Raw genomic sequence first — 17,206 nt, forward strand, 5'->3', positions numbered from 1 at the left:
AACATGTCTATTGCTATTGAAAAACAACTCAACGAAAGCCTTCGTGATGCGCAGCTCGGGCTCTATCTGTCGGTGATTGCTCCGCAAGACAAGACGCTCAAGGCACTGAAACTGGCAGAGCACCTCAAAACGCCCGATGACCTTTATCACTATTGGCTGCTTGACGTTCTGGTCAGCCAGGACGTGCCGACCAGCCCGGTCGCCTGCGCCATTGCCAGCCTGCAGCAATACATCAACAGTATTCTGGCCAATATGGAGCCCGGATATCACACCGCCCGTATTCCCTCGGATCAAGTCGAAGCCTGGCGCACCGTCATGCATCACTACCAGGACTGGGCCACCAATCAACGTCTTCACTACTTCCCCGCTGCCTACCTCGATCCAACGCTTCGCAACAGCAGGACCGCTAGTTTTGAGCAGCTGGAAAACGACCTCAACCGCAATCAGCTCACGGCGGAGTCCGTGCAAACGGCGGTACTGGCCTATCTGACCAGATTAGAGGAAGTGGCCAATCTGGAGATCGTAAACGGTTACATCGACGGTAGCGACTTCGCCAACAGCACCTATTACTTTGTTGCCAAATCCCGCGCGGCAAACACGTGGTACTGGCGCTCGCTGGACATGGCGTGTCGTCCCTTCATGCCCGGCTCCCGGACTGACAAATTTGATGCACCGGAACCACAGGCATGGTCCGACTGGCATCGCATCAATCTGCCAGTCTCCGAAAGTGCCATCGAACACACCATTCGCCCGGTCATGTTCAACAATCGCTTGTATGTGGTCTGGGCTGAATGTGTCTGTCAGGATCAGGCGAGCAAAGAGGATAACCACGACAATTCCTATCCACTGTTTCGTCTGAACATGTGTTTCAAAAAATACGACGGGAGCTGGAGCCCGCAGCAGACTTGCGCACAGGGTTACTGTTCATCCAACACTCTAAAAAGCATGAACCTCACAACGTTGAAGGGAGACATACGGACCATTGCCACCTTTGACCAATCATCCTCATCGTTGTGTGTCGCCCTGCATATTGGTGAGTTTGAAGACACGGGCAAGGGGATTCCACATGTTAATTTCAGCCTGTCGTTTTCTATCGACAAGGACGCTCGGATCACGTCGAAAATGGCTGCTCGTACCGAGTTGGATATCGCGACAGACAAGTCCCTTATTGCTGTTCTCGATTGCTGGCCATTTTCCAGTAAAAAAATGCTTCAGTTCAGCTATCACCCACACCCGCCAACAGCTCCCAGTATCGAAACCCATCTGGATAGCAAGATCGGCAGGACCGACTTCATCGACTTTAAAGAATCAACAATAAACTACAGCGATGGCCAGGATGGCCAGGATGGCCAGCCTCGCCATCCCATCCGAATGAACATCACTTTCGCCAGGCACCTGATCGAACGCGCAGAAGACAGCATGGATACCTTGCTGAGCTGGTCCTCTCAGCACTTGCAAGAGCCGCCACTGGGGGCAGACAAACCAACTGAGCAACTGGATTTCTACGGCGCCTACGGTCGCTACTTCGTCGAACTGTTTCTGTACCTTCCCTGGCTGGTGGCTCACCGTTTTAACCAGGAGCGTCAATTCAGCGAAGCCGAACGTTGGCTGCTTTATCTATTCAACCCCGCCCGAAAAGCAGCCAGCGGCGGCAACCCGGATTACTGGAACGCGGTGCCACTGATCTCCGGCCCTCCAAAGCCGGGGCAGCCCAGTTATGCCCTCCAGGGGCCAAAGGATCCGCACCAGATTGCACTGAGTCATCCGGTGCACTTTCGCAAAGCCTTGTACGTGCTCTACATCGACATTCTGGTCAATCGCGGCGATGCCGCTTATCGCGAGTTGAGCCCCGACAGCCTGACCGATGCGAAGCTCTGGTACCTGCGCGCCCAGCGCTTGTTGGGGCCCAGGCCGGATCTCAGGCAAACCGATTTATGGGCGGCCCTGACGTTAAAAACATTCAGTGAGGAACATGATAAAAAACTGCGTGAATGCGAGGTAAAAGTAGTCAGAGACGATACACACCAGCTGATGACCAGCGCCCCTGTACTGGCGCCAGAGGTGTGTGTCCGCCCTTATGTCCATTCACACTTCACGAGCCTGATCGACACGCCGCATTCGCGCTTACCCTTCAATCCCGTGCTGTTGCCACGCTGGGAGAAACTCGAAAGTCGTCTGCACAACCTCAGGCATAACCTCGACATCGTCGGCCGCCCCTTGCAACTTGCACTCTTCGCCACCCCGGCCGCGATAGACAACCGGCTCGGTGCCAATCCACAACGGGCTGCGGAGCCCGGCCTGGCCCAACGCCTGGGCGCAGAGATTCCGCCTTACCGTTTTAATGCTCTGCATGCCCACGCCATGATTGCGGTAGACACGGTGATTCAGTTCGGCGCGACGCTGATGTCGTTCATCGAGCGCAGCGAACAGGCCAGCTATCAGGAGCTTTCGCAGCAACATGTCTGGGACATCGCCAGCGTTGCGGTAGACCTGCAGACCCAGACCCTGAACATCGACCAGAAAAACCGGGAAGCGTTACTGGCCAGCAAAGCGATCGTCGAATGCCGCCGCGATTATTACAGTCAGCGGGTTAACGAAGTCGTCAACCTGGAGGAGGTGACCGCTGCCGCTTTTCATCTGGAGGGACGTATCGCTGAAGCAAGCGCCCATGCGGCTCATGCCATGGGCCAGGGGTTGAAGGTCGTCCCCAATATCTTTGGCACCTCAGACGGCGGCGCCCGCCTGGAGGGCGGCCCCTTCGCGTCGATGGCAATGGCTCAAGGGCTGACAACCGCGGCCTATGGCGCCGGCGAAGCCCTGGAACGTGCCGCACAGTATCGACGCAGGCATCAGGACTGGACGCTCGCCCACGACCAGGCAACGCTCGAAATTGCCCAGATTGATGCTCAGTTGGCGCTGGAAGCCGAACGAGAGACGGCCTCCAGACTGCTGCTGAAACAGACTCAAACCGCTTTGGATCAAGCCCGGACCCGCTACACCTTTCTGAGCCAGCGTTTTACCAACGCACAACTTTACCAATGGTTCACCCATCAGCTCTCCAGCTTCTACTACCAGGTGTATGACTCGACCTTTTCGCTGTGCCAATTCACCGAGCGGAGTTGGCGATACGAGATGGCCGACAGCACCACTCAACCGTTCTTCCAGAACCTGACCTGGAACAGCACTTACCGAGGTCTAGGCCCCGGCGAACGCATGAAGCTGGGTTTGGTGAAGATGAACAATGCCCATTTGCTGGGCAACGAGCGCGAACTGGAAATCCGCAAAACCGTGTCACTTCGCCTGCTTCATGCGAAGGAAAACACCCTGGACCTGCCGGCCCCCGCCCTCAACAAACCCTGGGACGATGCGACCGCGACTGACAAATCCATCACCAAAGGAATCAGGTCCACCCTTGTAGAGACTGGAAGGTGCGAATTCGAATTGACGTCTGCGCTTTTTGAAAACGATTACCCAGGACATTGTTTGCGCAGGATCAAAAGCATCAGTATTTCCCTGCCGGCAGTCCTCGGGCCTTATGAAGATGTCCGCGCCACGCTGACCCAGACCAGCAGTGAAGTCGTCATGCCCGGTAGCAGGACGGTCATGAACAGCCTGCGCGCCAATCAGCACATTGCCCTGTCGACGGGTATCGACGACAACGGCCTGTTCACTCTGAACTTTCAGGATGAACGCTACCTGCCGTTTGAGTACACCGGCGCGATTTCGAAATGGCAGCTGTCATTCCCCAACCCTGCGGCACAGAAAGCCATGCTCGAATCACTCACCGATATCATCGTGCACCTGCAGTACACCGCCAAAGTCAGCGGGGGTGCGCAATGAGTAAACAAGCCGTTATTCCTGTGCATTCACCTGTCCTGCCCAAGGGAGGGGGAGCGATTCAGGGCATCGGCGGCAGCCTGGGTGCCATCGGCTCCAGCGGTAGTGCTTCCTGTCAGATTCCACTGCCTGTATCTCCCGGTCGCGGATATGCCCCGAGCCTTGCCTTGAACTACAACAGCAGCCAAGGCAACGGCGTGTTCGGCCTGGGTTGGCAATTGTCCTTGGCGACAGTCTCACGACGTACACACCTGGGGGTTCCAGCCTACACCGACGATGATGTATTCCTCGGCCCTGGTGGTGAGGTTCTGATGCCTGAGCGGAACCGGGAAACCGGCGCAATCGTCTCCACCCGAAAGCGCTGCAGTGACGGTAAGCAGCAGGTGGAACACACGGTCGTGTGCTATCGCCCGCGCATCGAAGCCGCGTTTGACCTGATCGAGCATTGGTCCAGCGCCGAGGACAAACCCGGGTTCTGGCTGATACATAACGCCGACGGCAGCCAGCATCTGTTTGGAAAAACGCCATTGGCACGTCGAGCAGATCCCGACGAACAATCCCGCGTAGCCGAGTGGTTGCTTGAAGAAAGCATGAATGCTCAAGGCGAGCACATCAATTATGAGTACAACGCGGATCCAGCCTCCCAGGCAGGCCCTGTCGACAGCCGGGCCCAGCGTTATCCCTGCCGCGTACGCTATGGGAATTTCAAAGCCGACTCACAGTTGTACTCGTGTAAAACCGACGGATTCAAAGACGTTCGTTGGCATTTCGAGTTGCATTTCGACTACGGCGAACGCAGCCCCGCACTGGATAAAAAACCCGCGTATCTGGCGACAAAATTGTCACCCGTACGCAGCGACCCGTTTTCGGATTTTTCCTATGGGTTCGAGTTGCGCACCCAACGCCGGTGCCAACAGCTGCTCATGTTTCATTACTTTCCCGATGAGGCATCGATGGGAGCGATGCCGGTGCTGGTTCGCCGCACTGTAATCGAATACCAGACCAGCCCCTTGTCCTACAGCTGCCTGAGCGCAGCGATGACCCAGGCCTACGGCGAAAGCGCCGACAGTTACCTTCCCCCCCTCGAATTCACCTACTCCAGCTTCGCCCTTGAACCTGACGTTCATCGCTACAAACCTTTCGAGGTGTTGGCGAGGCTCAACCATCAACAGCATTTTCAATTCGTCGATCTGTTGGGGGAAGGTCTGCCCGGTGTGCTGCACCGTACCGACAAAAGCTGGCGCTATAGCCAGCCATTGCGCGATGACTCAGGAGGGGATCAGGTCACCTACCAGGCGTTGAACGATCTGCCACAGATACCGTTGACCGACAGCCGAAAGTCGACTCGCCAGTTTCTCGGTAATCTTAGCGCCAGCGGTCGCCCCGACTGGATTGTGGCGCAGCCCGGCTTCAGTGGATTCTTCACGTTGAAACCCGACGGGAAATGGTCCGGTTTCACCCCGCTTGGGGCCGTCCCGACCGAGTTCTTCCATCCTCAAGGGCAACTGGCCAACCTGATGGGTGCCGGGCTCAGCGACCTGATCATGCTCGGCCCCCGTAGTGTTCGCCTGCACGCCAACCTCAATGGCAATCGTTTTTCAACCGCAACCGAAGTGGGACGAAGGGCGGATGAGGACGATCTGCCACTGCCCGGCAACTCACGCAGCGAATTGGTGGCCTTCAGCGATGTGCTGGGCAGTGGGCAACAACATCTTGTTCGAATCCGTCATAACGAAGTGAAATGCTGGCCCAACCTGGGCCGGGGGCGCTTCGGAAAAGGTCGGGTAATTGCCACTCTGGATTTTTCCTATGAGGAATTTGAAGCCTCCCGTGTGTTGCTGGCCGATCTGGATGGTTCGGGAAGCGCGGATCTTGTTTATCTCCTGCCCAAGTGCGCGCGCATTTTCATGAACCGTAGCGGCAACGGCCTGGGCCCGGCGATCGATTTGCCCTGGCCCGAAGGGTTTCGCCATGACCGCTTTTGCCAGGTGCACGTCACAGACCTGCAAGGGCTTGGCTGCTCCAGCCTGGTGTTCAGCCCCTCCGGTAAAACGCCGCGACATTGGCGTTATGATTTCGTCAGCACCAAACCCTATTTGCTCCAGACAACCAACAACAACATGGGCGCTGCCGCAAGCCTGCGCTACCGCAGCTCGGCACAAGAGTGGCTGGACGAAAAAAAACAGCTGATCAAGAACCATAAACCGGTGGCTCCACACCTGCCGTTTCCTCTCTTTCTGGTCAAGCAACAGACTCAGGAGGATGAAGTCACCGGCAATCGATTGACCCGTCATTTCAAGTATCGACGCGGTTTCTACGACAGCGCGGAACGTGAGTTCCGAGGTTTCGGCCTGCTCGTCCAGTCCGACAGCCCCACTGGTCGCGGTGACACAGAAAACAGGCGCCTGAGCGCACCGACAGTTACAAAGACATGGTTCCACATCGGCAACGCGGTCGATCTGATCCTCCATGACCGTGACTTCAGCGATGAAAAAGCGGTTCTTCTTAAAAAAACTCTGCAGAACCTTGGAACAAGCTGGACCCCGCAAAGCGAGGGACACGCCCTGGCCAAGACGTATTCCAAACCCCGCGAGCGCGAAATTGCCCGGGCGCTGAACGGACGCATCTTGCGGATCGAGGTGTACGGCCAGGAGCAGGATGGCAAATCAAAACTCCCGTATTCGGTGCAACAGCATCGCTACAAAGTCAACGAGCTCAGGGGCATGGGCAAACACAGCCCACATTCGATCCTGCGCGTCGTCCTGCTGGAGTCGATCAATTACCAGTACGAGCGTGTCCCGCAAGATCCTCGTTGCACCCATTCGATCAATTTGAAATGGGACACCTATGGCTTCGTGACTCACTCTGTGGAGATCAGTTATGCCCGACGCACAACGGCTGCCGACCCCCCGCCGTTCACCGACAAGTGGGGAAAAAAATGGTGGGGCGATGCCCATGACGAAACCCAGCAGCACTTCTACCTGAGCGAACACAAAGCTCAATTCATTCATATAGGAACAGCGCAAACCAGACGACTGGGGCTGCCCTATCTGCAACGCGTCAATGCATTGAGATTGCCCAAGGCGCCTGCTGCTGGCGGCCTGTCACCCTCAGACATCAACCACGAGACCTTACTTGCGCTGAGCACGTCAGACCACTGGAAAACCGGACAAGTCTTGACGAGCCTGTCTGTGCAGCGCTACAGAAAACCGGACGCCAGCGGCACCTTCGCGGACGGACAGGCCAGTGTTGAAGCATTGGTCGATCACACGGAAACGGCTGAACTCAATCCGTTGGCGTTGAAGGCTTACGACAAACTCCGGCGACAACCCGACGCGTCGTCCTTTGATGTGACTCAACGACTCAAGGAGAACGGCTACAGACAGATGCCCGTCGCCTTACCGGCGGACACAGCGTGGGATACACAGCACGGCTTGTGGTCAGTACGGCGCCATTTCTTCACTTACGAGACCAAGGATGGTTTTTTCAAACCATCAAGCTTCAAAGAAACCTCGCAACAGGGCTCGACAACATTCACCCATGATCCTTATTACTGCCTGACTGCCCGCACGCAACTGGCGGACGGCTGCGCCACCACAGCCTCCAACGTTGACTACCGACTGCTCCAGCCCTGCCGCATTACCGACGCCAACAACATTGTCCAGGAAGCGTCATACGACGCTTTTGGACACGTTCAAGCCATCAGCCATTACAAGAGCGGTATCGACGCGGACATCGGGTTCAAACCAGTCTCCAACTATGCCCTTCGCTATGCAGGCCGACCGGACCTGGCAATCGAAAATCCGCAGCAGGCACTGCAGCAAGTCGCTAGCGCCTGGTTCTATAACGCATTCAGCTGGATGGGACATATCGTGCCGGCCACACCGCTTGAACGGGATTTGTGCAAAGAGGCGGTCGCCTCGGGCGATGTGTTGCCCGACGGACACATCCGCGCCAGCACTCGCGCTCGCCTGGCCCGCCGCGATATCAAGAAAACAACCTACGAACAAGCGCTCCGAACCAAGATTGAAAGCGCGCCGCGCGAACCGGTTTACTGCGCCGAACTGCAAGCAGACCGATTCCCCAACGATGGTGAAAACACGCAGATTCGCGTTGTTGTCACTTGCCATGACGGCTTCGGCCGGTTGTTGCAAAGCAAACAGCAAGTCGGCCAAGGAACAGCCCTGGCAGTCAAAGCTGACGGAACGTTGACGTGGGTGAACGACAAACCGCAAGAACACGAAGTCAGCCTGCGCTGGCGTGTCAGCGAGCGTAACGAATACAACAACAAGGGTCTGGTGACGCATACGTATCGGCCCTTTTTCAGTGACCGTTACCACTACATCAATGATGTGTCCCTGCGCCGATCGGGCCTGTGCGACCAGTATTTCCATGACCCGATGGGCCGACTCATTCGCGTTATCAATGCCAAGGGTGACGAGCGTCGCCACACCTTTCACCCCTGGTATTCCATCACCGAAGACGAGAACGACACACAACCCGACACCCCGGCCTCGGGAGGTGTGAAATGAGCAGCAACACTCATCGTCATACCCCGACCCTGAACGTTGTCGACAGCCGTGGCTTGCAGGTCAGCGAAGTCCGCTACCTGTGCAACGAGTCCATCAAGGAGCCTGAAGCCCGCACGACGCGTTACCGCTACGACATCGGCAACCAGACCGTCGAGCGTTACTCGCACGCCGATGACCTACAGCTGAAGGTGGCGGACTCAACACACATCACCAGCCTGTCGGGTGCCCAGGTTTTTACCGACAGTCTCGACGCCGGGTGGCGTCTTACGGTCTTTGGAGAAGCAGGGCAGACGCTGGAGACGTGGGACTCACGCGGCAGCCATTGGCAAACGGAATATGACAGTCAGTTACGCCCACGGGTGATCTTCGAAGCATTCGAGCAACAGGCCCGACGGGCCATCGAGCGCTTCACCTACGCAGCTACCTCGGACGAAGCTGCCGGCATGAACCAGTGTGGTCGATTGATTCGGCATGATGATCCGGCAGGCACACTGCTGTTCACCGCCTATGACCTGACGGGTAAGCCACTCAGCCAAACGCGACATGTTCTGAAAGATTTACAGGCAGCGCACTGGCCGGAAGAGCTCGATAAGCGCGAGGATCTTGTCGAAAGCGGTACAGGCCATACCACCACCTGGCGGTACGCACCCACCGGCGAAACCCTTGAGCAACAAGACGCCAAAGGGCATAGGCAACGTTTCTGGTTCGATGTCGCCGGACAGTTGCAGAAAGTCACCCTGCAACTCAACGGCGCTACCGAACAGAAGCTGATAGTCGATCAGGTCAGTTACAACGCGCAGGGTCAGATTGAATCGCAGGTGCTGGGAGGCAATATCACCCAGGCGGCGGTGTTCGCACCTGAAAATGGTCGTATGAGCCAGCGGACCCTTTCGCGCACAACGACCAACCCCGGCGTGCTTCAGAAACTGCACTACGCCTACGACGCTGTCGGCAATGTGCTGAGTGTCGAAGACCACAGCAAACCCGAACAATACAACGCCAATCAATGCATAAAACCTGGCAGCACTTACGCCTACGACAGCCTGTATCAGCTGATCAAGGCGACGGGCCGGGAAACACAGACAGCAAGCATCCATGCAGCGCTTCCCGAGTGGCTATCCAGCCCGGCCGACCAAAGCCGACTGCTCAATTTCACTCAGCGTTATACCTATGATCAACGTGGCAACCTGACCAGGTTGCAGCATCAGCGCGAGGGTAATAACTACACCCGCGAGATGCGCATTGCCCCCGACAGTAATCGGGGGCTGTCATGGAAAACCGGTGATTCGCCCCCCGACTTTGCAACCGGCTTCGATGCCAACGGCAATCTGCAAGCCCTGCAAAACGGGCAACCGCTGCTATGGAACGCGCGCAACCAATTGCAAAGCGTGACCTTGGTGGAGCGCGCAGGACAAGCAGCGGATACGGAAAGTTACCTCTACGATGGCAGCGGCCAGCGCGTTCGCAAACGGCAAACCCAAAAGGCTCATGCCGTCACTCAGGCCCGCGACGTCCTCTATTTGCCCAGTCTGGAAATCCGGGAAAGCACGACGGAAAAACTCGAGGTCATCAGTGTTCAGGCAGGAAACTGCAACGTCCGGTGTTTGCACTGGAGCCTGGGAACACCCTCCGGCATCAGCAATGACGCGATGCGCTTCAGCTTCGACAATCACTTTGGGTCCAACACAATGGAGTTGGATGCCAACGGCAGCCTGATCAGTGAGGAAGGTTACTACCCCTTTGGTGGAACGGCGTGGAGAGCCGCTCGTAACGTGCAGGAAGCGAAATACAGAACCGTCCGTTACTCGGGCAAGGAACGTGATGCCAGTGGATTGTATTACTACGGCCAGCGATATTACGCACCGTGGTTACAGCGCTGGATCAGCCCCGATCCGGCAGGGGCGGTTGACGGGCTGAACCTGTATTGCATGGTCGGAAATAACCCGGTGCGCTACGTCGATCATCACGGCAATCAAAAAGACGAGGCTGCCATCAAGGAAGAATTAGGTGCCTATCCCGGCATTTTGAAGGAAGTGAACAATAGGGTTGGCACGCTGAACCATCAGCTCTACAACAGCATGAGAAAAAGAGACATCGTAAAACGAATGTTTCAGAGTTACGCCTATGCCGCAATGCGGTTCATGCTGTCGTGGGGGGCCGGCCTGTTGGCCGCACCAACCGGGCCGGTTGGCATGTTGGGGACGAAAATCGCCACTTCTTCAACGACTGACACGATTGCCAGCAAATTCAATGCAACACGCCATCTGCCCGTCGCCACGTATCCCCAGACCAGCCGACTGAAGCCTGACGAAATAGAATATAGCGGCCGGACGGCTTTCTATAACTTGAAAGCAAAGGCTGAGCACGCAAAAAAAGAGGACCTCAATCTACGGAACAAGACGGGACAGAAAAACCTGTCGGTGATGGCAACCGGCTTCATTCTGTCAACGGTACTTGAAGTCCAAGGGCCGTGGGTTCGAAGCTTTGAATCGTCAACCCAGGCGACCAATGCCCTCGAAGGTCTGCCGGGACAGAAAATCGAGCGTTTGAACAATGCCCTGGCAGAACTCGACAATCATCTGGAGCACGACACTCACGCCATCAACGCAGCATTTGACGATTTGGGAGTGGAAGAGTTTTATGCCGCGGGTGTGAAAGGCAGACTGGGTCAAACCACTGATCGCATGGCCGATCATATGGGTGTAGAAAGCTCAAACCTCATAAGCCGCGCCTCTATGCAACGTGATGTGAACTCCACACGAGCAACGATACAAAGGGGAAGGGAGTTGCTGTTCAAACTTAATGAACACAACAAATCGCAAGGCAGATTTTTTGTTTGAAGTTGACCAGCGAGGCCTGTCAAGAAATAAACAGTGCCTCGCTTGACCTCGCTCAATCAAGCACTGATCGCATTGGTAAACACCAACCGGTTCCCGAACGGGTCTGCAATGGTCATGTCCTGGCTCCCCCAGGGCATGGCCTGAATCTGTGGATGCGCGAACTGATACTCCTTGGCCAGCAACTGCTGCTGAAACGATTCCAGTTCATCGGTCTCGATGCGCAATGCCGAACCCGGTGTGCTGTCGCCGTGGTGTTCGGACAGGTGCAGCACGCATTCGCCACGGGAGATCTGCAGGTACAACGGGAAATTCGCTTCGAAGCGATGTTGCCAGTCGATCTTGAAACCCAGGAAGTCGACGTAGAATTCCAACGCCTTGGCTTCATCGAAAATCCGCAGGATCGGGGTGGTTTTACCGAAGCTCATGCAGTTACTCCCTGACTGAAAAGACACCCAGTGTAGCTGGGCCGATTGTCAGCGCTTCGGCTCAGTGGCGGCTTTCTTTAATTGCAATGTGCCACTAGTGTGACAAACCACAAAGAATGCTCACTGAAACCCATCCCGCAAATCCCCTTCCCGCGCCAGGAACCGCCCTTCCCTTTTACCGTTCGCCTGCCCTTCGCTGTAACTCAACACGCCGTTGACCCACACGCCGTCGATCCCTTCTGCTGCCCGTTGCGGATCGTTGAAGTCCGCCACGTCGCGAATGGTCACTGGATTGAACAACACCAGATCAGCCCAATGCCCTTCACGGATTTCACCGCGCGCCTTCAAGCCAAACCGTGCCGCCGACAGCCCGGTCATTTTGTGTACCGCGGTGTGTAGCGGAAACAACCCGACATCGCGACTGAAATGGCCGAGAACACGTGGGAATGCGCCCCACAAGCGTGGATGCGGGAACGGGTCTTCCGGCAATCCGTCAGAGCCGACCATCGATAGCGGGTGCGCGAGGATTCTTCGTACGTCGGATTCATCCATGCCGTAGTACACAGCGCCCGCCGGTTGCAATTGGCGGGCGGCATCGAGCAATGACAGGTTCCACTGCGCGGCGATGTCCATCAGGTCGCGACCGCCCATTTCAGGATGCGGGGTGGACCAGGTGATGGTAATGCGATGGGCATCGGTGACTTGCTTGAGGTCCAGCGTCGAAGAACTCGCCGCGTAGGGGTAACAATCGCAGCCTACCGGGTGGGTTTTCGCCGCGTGTTCGAGAGAGGCCAGCAATTGCGGACTGCGTCCCCAGTTACCGGCGCCCGCGCACTTGAGGTGGGAAATGATCACCGGGGATTTCGCGTGACGGCCGATCTGGAACGCCTCGGCCATGGCCTCCAGCACCGGTTCGAACTCGCTGCGCAAATGGGTGGTGTACACCGCGCCGAATGCCGTCAGCTCTTCGGTCAGTTGCATCACTTCATCGGTGGAGGCCGAGAACGCGCTGGCGTACGCCAGGCCTGTGGATAATCCCAGCGCGCCGGCCTCAAGGCTTTCGCGCAGTTGCTCGCGCATCGCGCTGATTTCCTCTGGCGTGGCGGTGCGAAACAGGTCGTCGAGGTGATTGCTGCGCAGCGCCGTGTGGCCGACCAGTGCGGCGACGTTCAGCGTGGTGTTCGCCGCTTCGACCGACGTGCGGTAGTCGCGGAAGGTCGGATAAACAAACGCTGCGGCCGTGCCGAGCAGGTTCATCGGGTCCGGCGGATTGCCTTTCAAGCTCACCGGCGAAGCGCTGATTCCGCAGTTGCCGACAATCACCGTGGTCACGCCCTGGCTGAGTTTGGGCAGCATCGCTGGCTGGCGGATCACCACCGTGTCGTCATGGGTGTGGACGTCGATGAAACCCGGCGCCAGCACGCGACCGGCGGCGTCGATTTCTTCGCTGGCAGTGGCGTCGTGCAAGTCGCCGATGCGCTCGATGCGGCCGTTGAGGATCGCCACGTCGGCGGGATAACCGGGAGTGTTGCTGCCGTCGATGATCAGGGCGTTGCGAATCAGCGTGTCGTACTTCATGTCAGTCTCCCAGCGGCAAGTGATCGTCGCCGCCGCGGTAATCGTCGAGGGCGAGTTTGATCCGCCGCAGACGTTCTTGATTGTCTTCAGGATTAGCCAATGCCAGCTCGGTCGCAAGCACGTCGATGGCCAGCAGCATGCCGTAGCGCGCCGCCGTGGGTTTATAGATAAACGAGGTTTCGACGCCTTGCAGCGGCAACAGCACGTCCGCCAATTGCGCCAGCGGCGAATCGGCCCGGGTGATGGCGACAATGCGGGCGCCGTAACTGCGTGCCAGTTCAACGGCTTCGATAAGTTCGGGAGTAATGCCGGTCAACGAGCAGGCAATCACGGCCCGGCCGGCATCGAGGCTGGCGGCGGTGACGCGCATCATCACCGGGTCGTGGCACACCGCAATCGGGTAGCCGAAGCGCACCAGCCGCACTTGCAGTTCATCGCTGCACAAGGTCGAGCAGCCACCCATGCCGAACGCGTGAATCATCCGCGCCTTGCCCAGCAGCTTCACCGCATCGGCGAAGCGCGACTCGTCGAACGCCGACAAATGCTGGCGCAAGGTCGACTCGATATCACCGACGATCTGCCCGTAAAACGCCGACTGGTCGGGGGTGCCTGCCGGGTCGAGAAAACGGCTGCCGACGCCGCTGGCCTGGGCCAGTTGCAAACGCAAGTCACGCAAGTCACGGCAGCCCACCGTGCGGGCGAACCGCGACAGCGTGGCGGTGCTGACTTCCGCTCTCAGCGCCAGCTCATCAAGGCTGGCAGCGGAGGCAAAACCTACGTCGTCGAGCATCAGGCGCGCGATGCGCCCTTCACCGGCGCTGAAGGAATCCTGGCGGGCGCGGATCTGATAAAGGATGTCCATGGCTGGCGACTCCGGTTAGATCAGGTAAGAAAGGCCAACGGTCAGGCCGAAAGCGACCACGGAAATGATGGTCTCCAACACGGTCCAGGTCTTGAAGGTCTGGGCCACGGTCATGTTGAAGTATTCCTTGATCAACCAGAAGCCGCCGTCGTTGACGTGGGAAAAAATCACCGAGCCGGCGCCGGTCGCCAACACCAGCAATTCCGGGTGTGGATAACCCAGTCCAATCGCCACCGGCGCGACAATCCCTGACGCCGTGGTCATCGCAACCGTCGCGGAACCGGTGGCAATGCGCATCAACGCGGCGAACAGCCAGCCCATGATCAGCGGCGACAAATGAAATTCGTGGGCCAGGCTGACGATCTGATCGGTGACGCCGGCGTCCACCAGAATCCGGTTCAGACCGCCGCCGGCGCCGACCAGCAAGGTGATGCTGGCGGTCGGTGCCAGGCATTCGTTGGTGAATTTCAGGATCGATTCACGGCTGAAGCCCTGGGCGATGCCGAGGGTCCAGAAGCTCAGCAAGGTCGCCAGTAACAGGGCGATCACCGAGTTGCCGATGAACAGCAGGAACTGGTTGAGGCCGCTGCCCGGCGTGGAAATCAGGTTGGCCCAGCCACCGATCAGCATCAGCACCACCGGCAACAGGATGGTCGCCATGGTGATGCCGAAGCCCGGCAAGCTGTCACGCGGTTCACGGTCGAGGAACTGACGCTCCAGCGGGTTCTCGGCCGGCAACTGAATGCGCGGCACGATGAACTTGGCATACAGCGGCCCGGCAATGATCGCCGTCGGAATGCCGATCAAAATCGCGTACATCAACGTCTGCCCGACCGACGCCCCATACACCTGCACCGCCAGCATCGCCGCCGGGTGCGGCGGCACCAAGGCGTGAACCACGGAGAGACCGGCGACCATCGGCAAACCGACCATCAAAATCGACACACCGACACGCCGCGCCACGGTAAAGGCAATCGGCACCAGCAACACAAAACCGACTTCGAAGAACAGCGGCAACCCGACCAGGAACGCGATGCAGACCATCGCCCAGTGCGCGTTCTTCTCACCGAAACGGTCGATCAGCGTCCGCGCCACCTGCTCGGCACCGCCGGACTCGGCCATCATCTTGCCAAGCATGGTGCCCAGCGCCACGACCAGCGCGATGTGGCCCAGGGTTTTACCGACCCCGGCCTCGTAGGCACCGACCACGCCCGACGCGGGCATCCCGGCCAGCAAGGCCAGGCCGATGGACACCAGGGTGATGACAATGAAGGGATTGAGTCGGTAACGGGCGATCAGCACGATCAGCGCAATGATGGCGATGGCGGCATACACCAGCAGCCAATAGCCGAAGGACAGGGTCATGCGGTACTCCTCGAAAGGGTCACGTCGAATGGATTGTGAAACTCTTAAAACATTTCGAGAGGTGATTTTCAAACGAGGTGAAAGTTATTTTCGTATAGGGGTACGAGATGTCGCTAACAGATATGCACGGTCGTGGATTATGAAAATGAGGCAGGCGGATTTACATCACGCCTGCCGGGACAATCTCAGTCGTGACTGACGCGGGCGCGTTTCAGCAGTTTCTTGCAGCGCTCCGACAGGTGCAGCACGCGCAGGTGCTTGCCGGCCTTGGTGTAGCGCTCGCGCAACGTATCCAGCGCTGAGATGGCCGAGTAATCGACGAAGCTCAAATGCCGGCAATCCAGCGTGACGTGGGCAGGATCATTGGCCGGGTCGAATTGATTGAGGAAGGGTGTGGTCGAGGCAAAGAACAGCGTGCCATGCACCCGGTAGAGTTTGCTGCCGTCGTTTTCCAGATGACTGTCGGCGTAAAGCTGCCGGGCCTGCTGCCAGGCAAAGTTGAGCGCGGCGATGATGATCCCGCACAACACGGCGGTGGCCAGATCGGTGAACACGGTAATCACCGTCACCGCGATGATCACCAACACGTCGTTCAACGGTACTTTGTTTACCACCCGCAACGAGGCCCAGGCGAACGTTTGCTGTGACACCACAAACATCACCCCGACCAGCGCCGCCAGCGGAATGCGCTCGATCAGTGGCGATAGAAACAGAATGAACAGCAGGATCAGCATCCCGGCGACCACCCCGGACAGTCGACCGCGACCGCCGGAACTGAGGTTGATCACGGTCTGGCCGATCATCGCGCAACCGCCCATGCCACCGAATACGCCAGAGACCATGTTGGCCGCGCCCAACGCCACGCACTCGCGATCCGGGAAGCCACGGCTTTCGGTGATTTCGTCGGTCAGGTTCAAGGTCAACAGGGTTTCCAGCAGGCCGACCAGCGCCATCAAAATCGCGTAGGGCGCGATGATGCGCAGGGTGTCCAGCGTCCAGGGAATGTCTGGCAGCGCAAAGGTCGGCAAGCCACCGGCGATGTGCGCCATGTCGCCCAGCGTCCGGGTCGGCAAGCCCAGCAGATACACCGCCAGCCCCACGCCCAGAATCGCCACCAATGCCGGCGGCACGGTGCGCGTGAGGCGCGGCAGCAGGTAAACGATGGCCATGGTCACGGCTACCAGCCCCGCCATCATGTACAGCGGCGTACCACTGAGCCAGGTGTCACCGCTTTTGAAATGTTCCAACTGCGCCAGGGCAATGATGATCGCCAGGCCGTTGACGAAACCGAGCATCACCGGGTGCGGGACCATGCGCACCAGTTTGCCCAGTTTCAGCAAGCCGAACGCCAGCATGATCAACCCGCCGAGCAGCACGGTCGCGAGCAGATACTGCACACCGTGCTGCACCACCAGCGCGACGATCACCACCGCCATCGAACCGGCCGCACCCGACACCATGCCCGGCCGGCCGCCGAACAGCGCGGTGAGGGTGCAAATGATGAACGCCCCGTAAAGCCCCATCAGCGGATTGAGGTGGGCCACCAGCGCGAAGGCGATGCATTCGGGCAGCAAGGCGAAAGAGGTCGTGAGCCCGGCCAGGACATCGGCGCGTAGACGTTTTGGTTTCATGGGAGGATCGCACGCGGGGAGTGACGAGAAGAAAGTGCGCGGATGTTACGGAATTGCGGATGGCCCGGCCAGTTTATGCGGCTTCAGAAATGCCTTCGCGAGCAGGCTCGCTCCCACAGGGGGGCTGCGTCGAACA

At 58.1% G+C, this 17,206-nt stretch carries 8 protein-coding genes; 3 read left to right on the top strand and 5 right to left on the bottom strand.

Features of this window, described 5'->3' with window-relative positions; genetic code table 11:
- Positions 1-3: 3 nt before the first annotated feature.
- The 3 genes from AC07N8_RS26805 to AC07N8_RS26815 are packed head-to-tail and all read left to right on the top strand — an operon-like array spanning position 4 to position 11,209.
- Positions 4-3,840, top strand: a complete 3,837-nt coding sequence (locus AC07N8_RS26805) for a Tc toxin subunit A-related protein (RefSeq protein ID WP_493146660.1) — start codon at positions 4-6, stop codon at positions 3,838-3,840.
- Positions 3,729-8,369 (top strand): SpvB/TcaC N-terminal domain-containing protein, encoded by a 4,641-nt coding sequence (locus AC07N8_RS26810; RefSeq protein WP_493146662.1) that lies wholly within the window; start codon positions 3,729-3,731, stop codon positions 8,367-8,369. The genes AC07N8_RS26805 and AC07N8_RS26810 overlap by 112 nt, the downstream gene beginning before the upstream one ends.
- Complete coding sequence (locus AC07N8_RS26815) at positions 8,366-11,209, top strand: RHS repeat domain-containing protein (RefSeq protein WP_493146664.1); 2,844 nt, start codon at positions 8,366-8,368, stop codon at positions 11,207-11,209. Before AC07N8_RS26810 ends, AC07N8_RS26815 begins: the two co-directional genes overlap by 4 nt.
- A 56-nt stretch (positions 11,210-11,265) precedes the next feature.
- Here the strand turns inward: AC07N8_RS26815 and AC07N8_RS26820 are convergent, their stop codons facing one another.
- The 5 genes from AC07N8_RS26820 to AC07N8_RS26840 form a co-directional block, all read right to left on the bottom strand.
- A complete protein-coding gene (locus AC07N8_RS26820) occupies positions 11,266-11,634 on the bottom strand; it encodes a glyoxalase superfamily protein (RefSeq protein WP_483844017.1) in 369 nt (122 codons plus the stop codon).
- Between the two features lie 120 nt (positions 11,635-11,754).
- On the bottom strand, positions 11,755-13,212 hold the full coding sequence (locus AC07N8_RS26825; protein ID WP_493146666.1) for an N-acyl-D-amino-acid deacylase family protein: 1,458 nt from the start codon (positions 13,210-13,212) through the stop codon (positions 11,755-11,757).
- 1 nt (position 13,213) lies between these two features.
- Complete coding sequence (locus AC07N8_RS26830; protein WP_027924401.1) at positions 13,214-14,074, bottom strand: MurR/RpiR family transcriptional regulator; 861 nt, start codon at positions 14,072-14,074, stop codon at positions 13,214-13,216.
- 15 nt (positions 14,075-14,089) lie between these two features.
- Positions 14,090-15,439: a GntT/GntP/DsdX family permease gene (locus tag AC07N8_RS26835; RefSeq protein ID WP_493146668.1), complete on the bottom strand. Its 1,350-nt coding sequence runs from the start codon at positions 15,437-15,439 to the stop codon at positions 14,090-14,092.
- A 185-nt stretch (positions 15,440-15,624) separates the two neighbouring features.
- Positions 15,625-17,070: a SulP family inorganic anion transporter gene (locus AC07N8_RS26840; protein ID WP_493146670.1), complete on the bottom strand. Its 1,446-nt coding sequence runs from the start codon at positions 17,068-17,070 to the stop codon at positions 15,625-15,627.
- Positions 17,071-17,206 lie beyond the last annotated feature (136 nt).

This window comes from Pseudomonas sp. GW821-FHT10C09 (assembly GCF_059415465.1).

Coding starts and splice junctions, on each gene's coding strand:
- AC07N8_RS26805 (WP_493146660.1), top strand. CDS start 4: ATGTCTATTGCTATTGAAAAACAACTCAACGAAAGCCTTCGTGATGCG.
- AC07N8_RS26810 (WP_493146662.1), top strand. CDS start 3,729: ATGGCAGCTGTCATTCCCCAACCCTGCGGCACAGAAAGCCATGCTCGA.
- AC07N8_RS26815 (WP_493146664.1), top strand. CDS start 8,366: ATGAGCAGCAACACTCATCGTCATACCCCGACCCTGAACGTTGTCGAC.
- AC07N8_RS26820 (WP_483844017.1), bottom strand. CDS start 11,634: ATGAGCTTCGGTAAAACCACCCCGATCCTGCGGATTTTCGATGAAGCC.
- AC07N8_RS26825 (WP_493146666.1), bottom strand. CDS start 13,212: ATGAAGTACGACACGCTGATTCGCAACGCCCTGATCATCGACGGCAGC.
- AC07N8_RS26830 (WP_027924401.1), bottom strand. CDS start 14,074: ATGGACATCCTTTATCAGATCCGCGCCCGCCAGGATTCCTTCAGCGCC.
- AC07N8_RS26835 (WP_493146668.1), bottom strand. CDS start 15,439: ATGACCCTGTCCTTCGGCTATTGGCTGCTGGTGTATGCCGCCATCGCC.
- AC07N8_RS26840 (WP_493146670.1), bottom strand. CDS start 17,070: ATGAAACCAAAACGTCTACGCGCCGATGTCCTGGCCGGGCTCACGACC.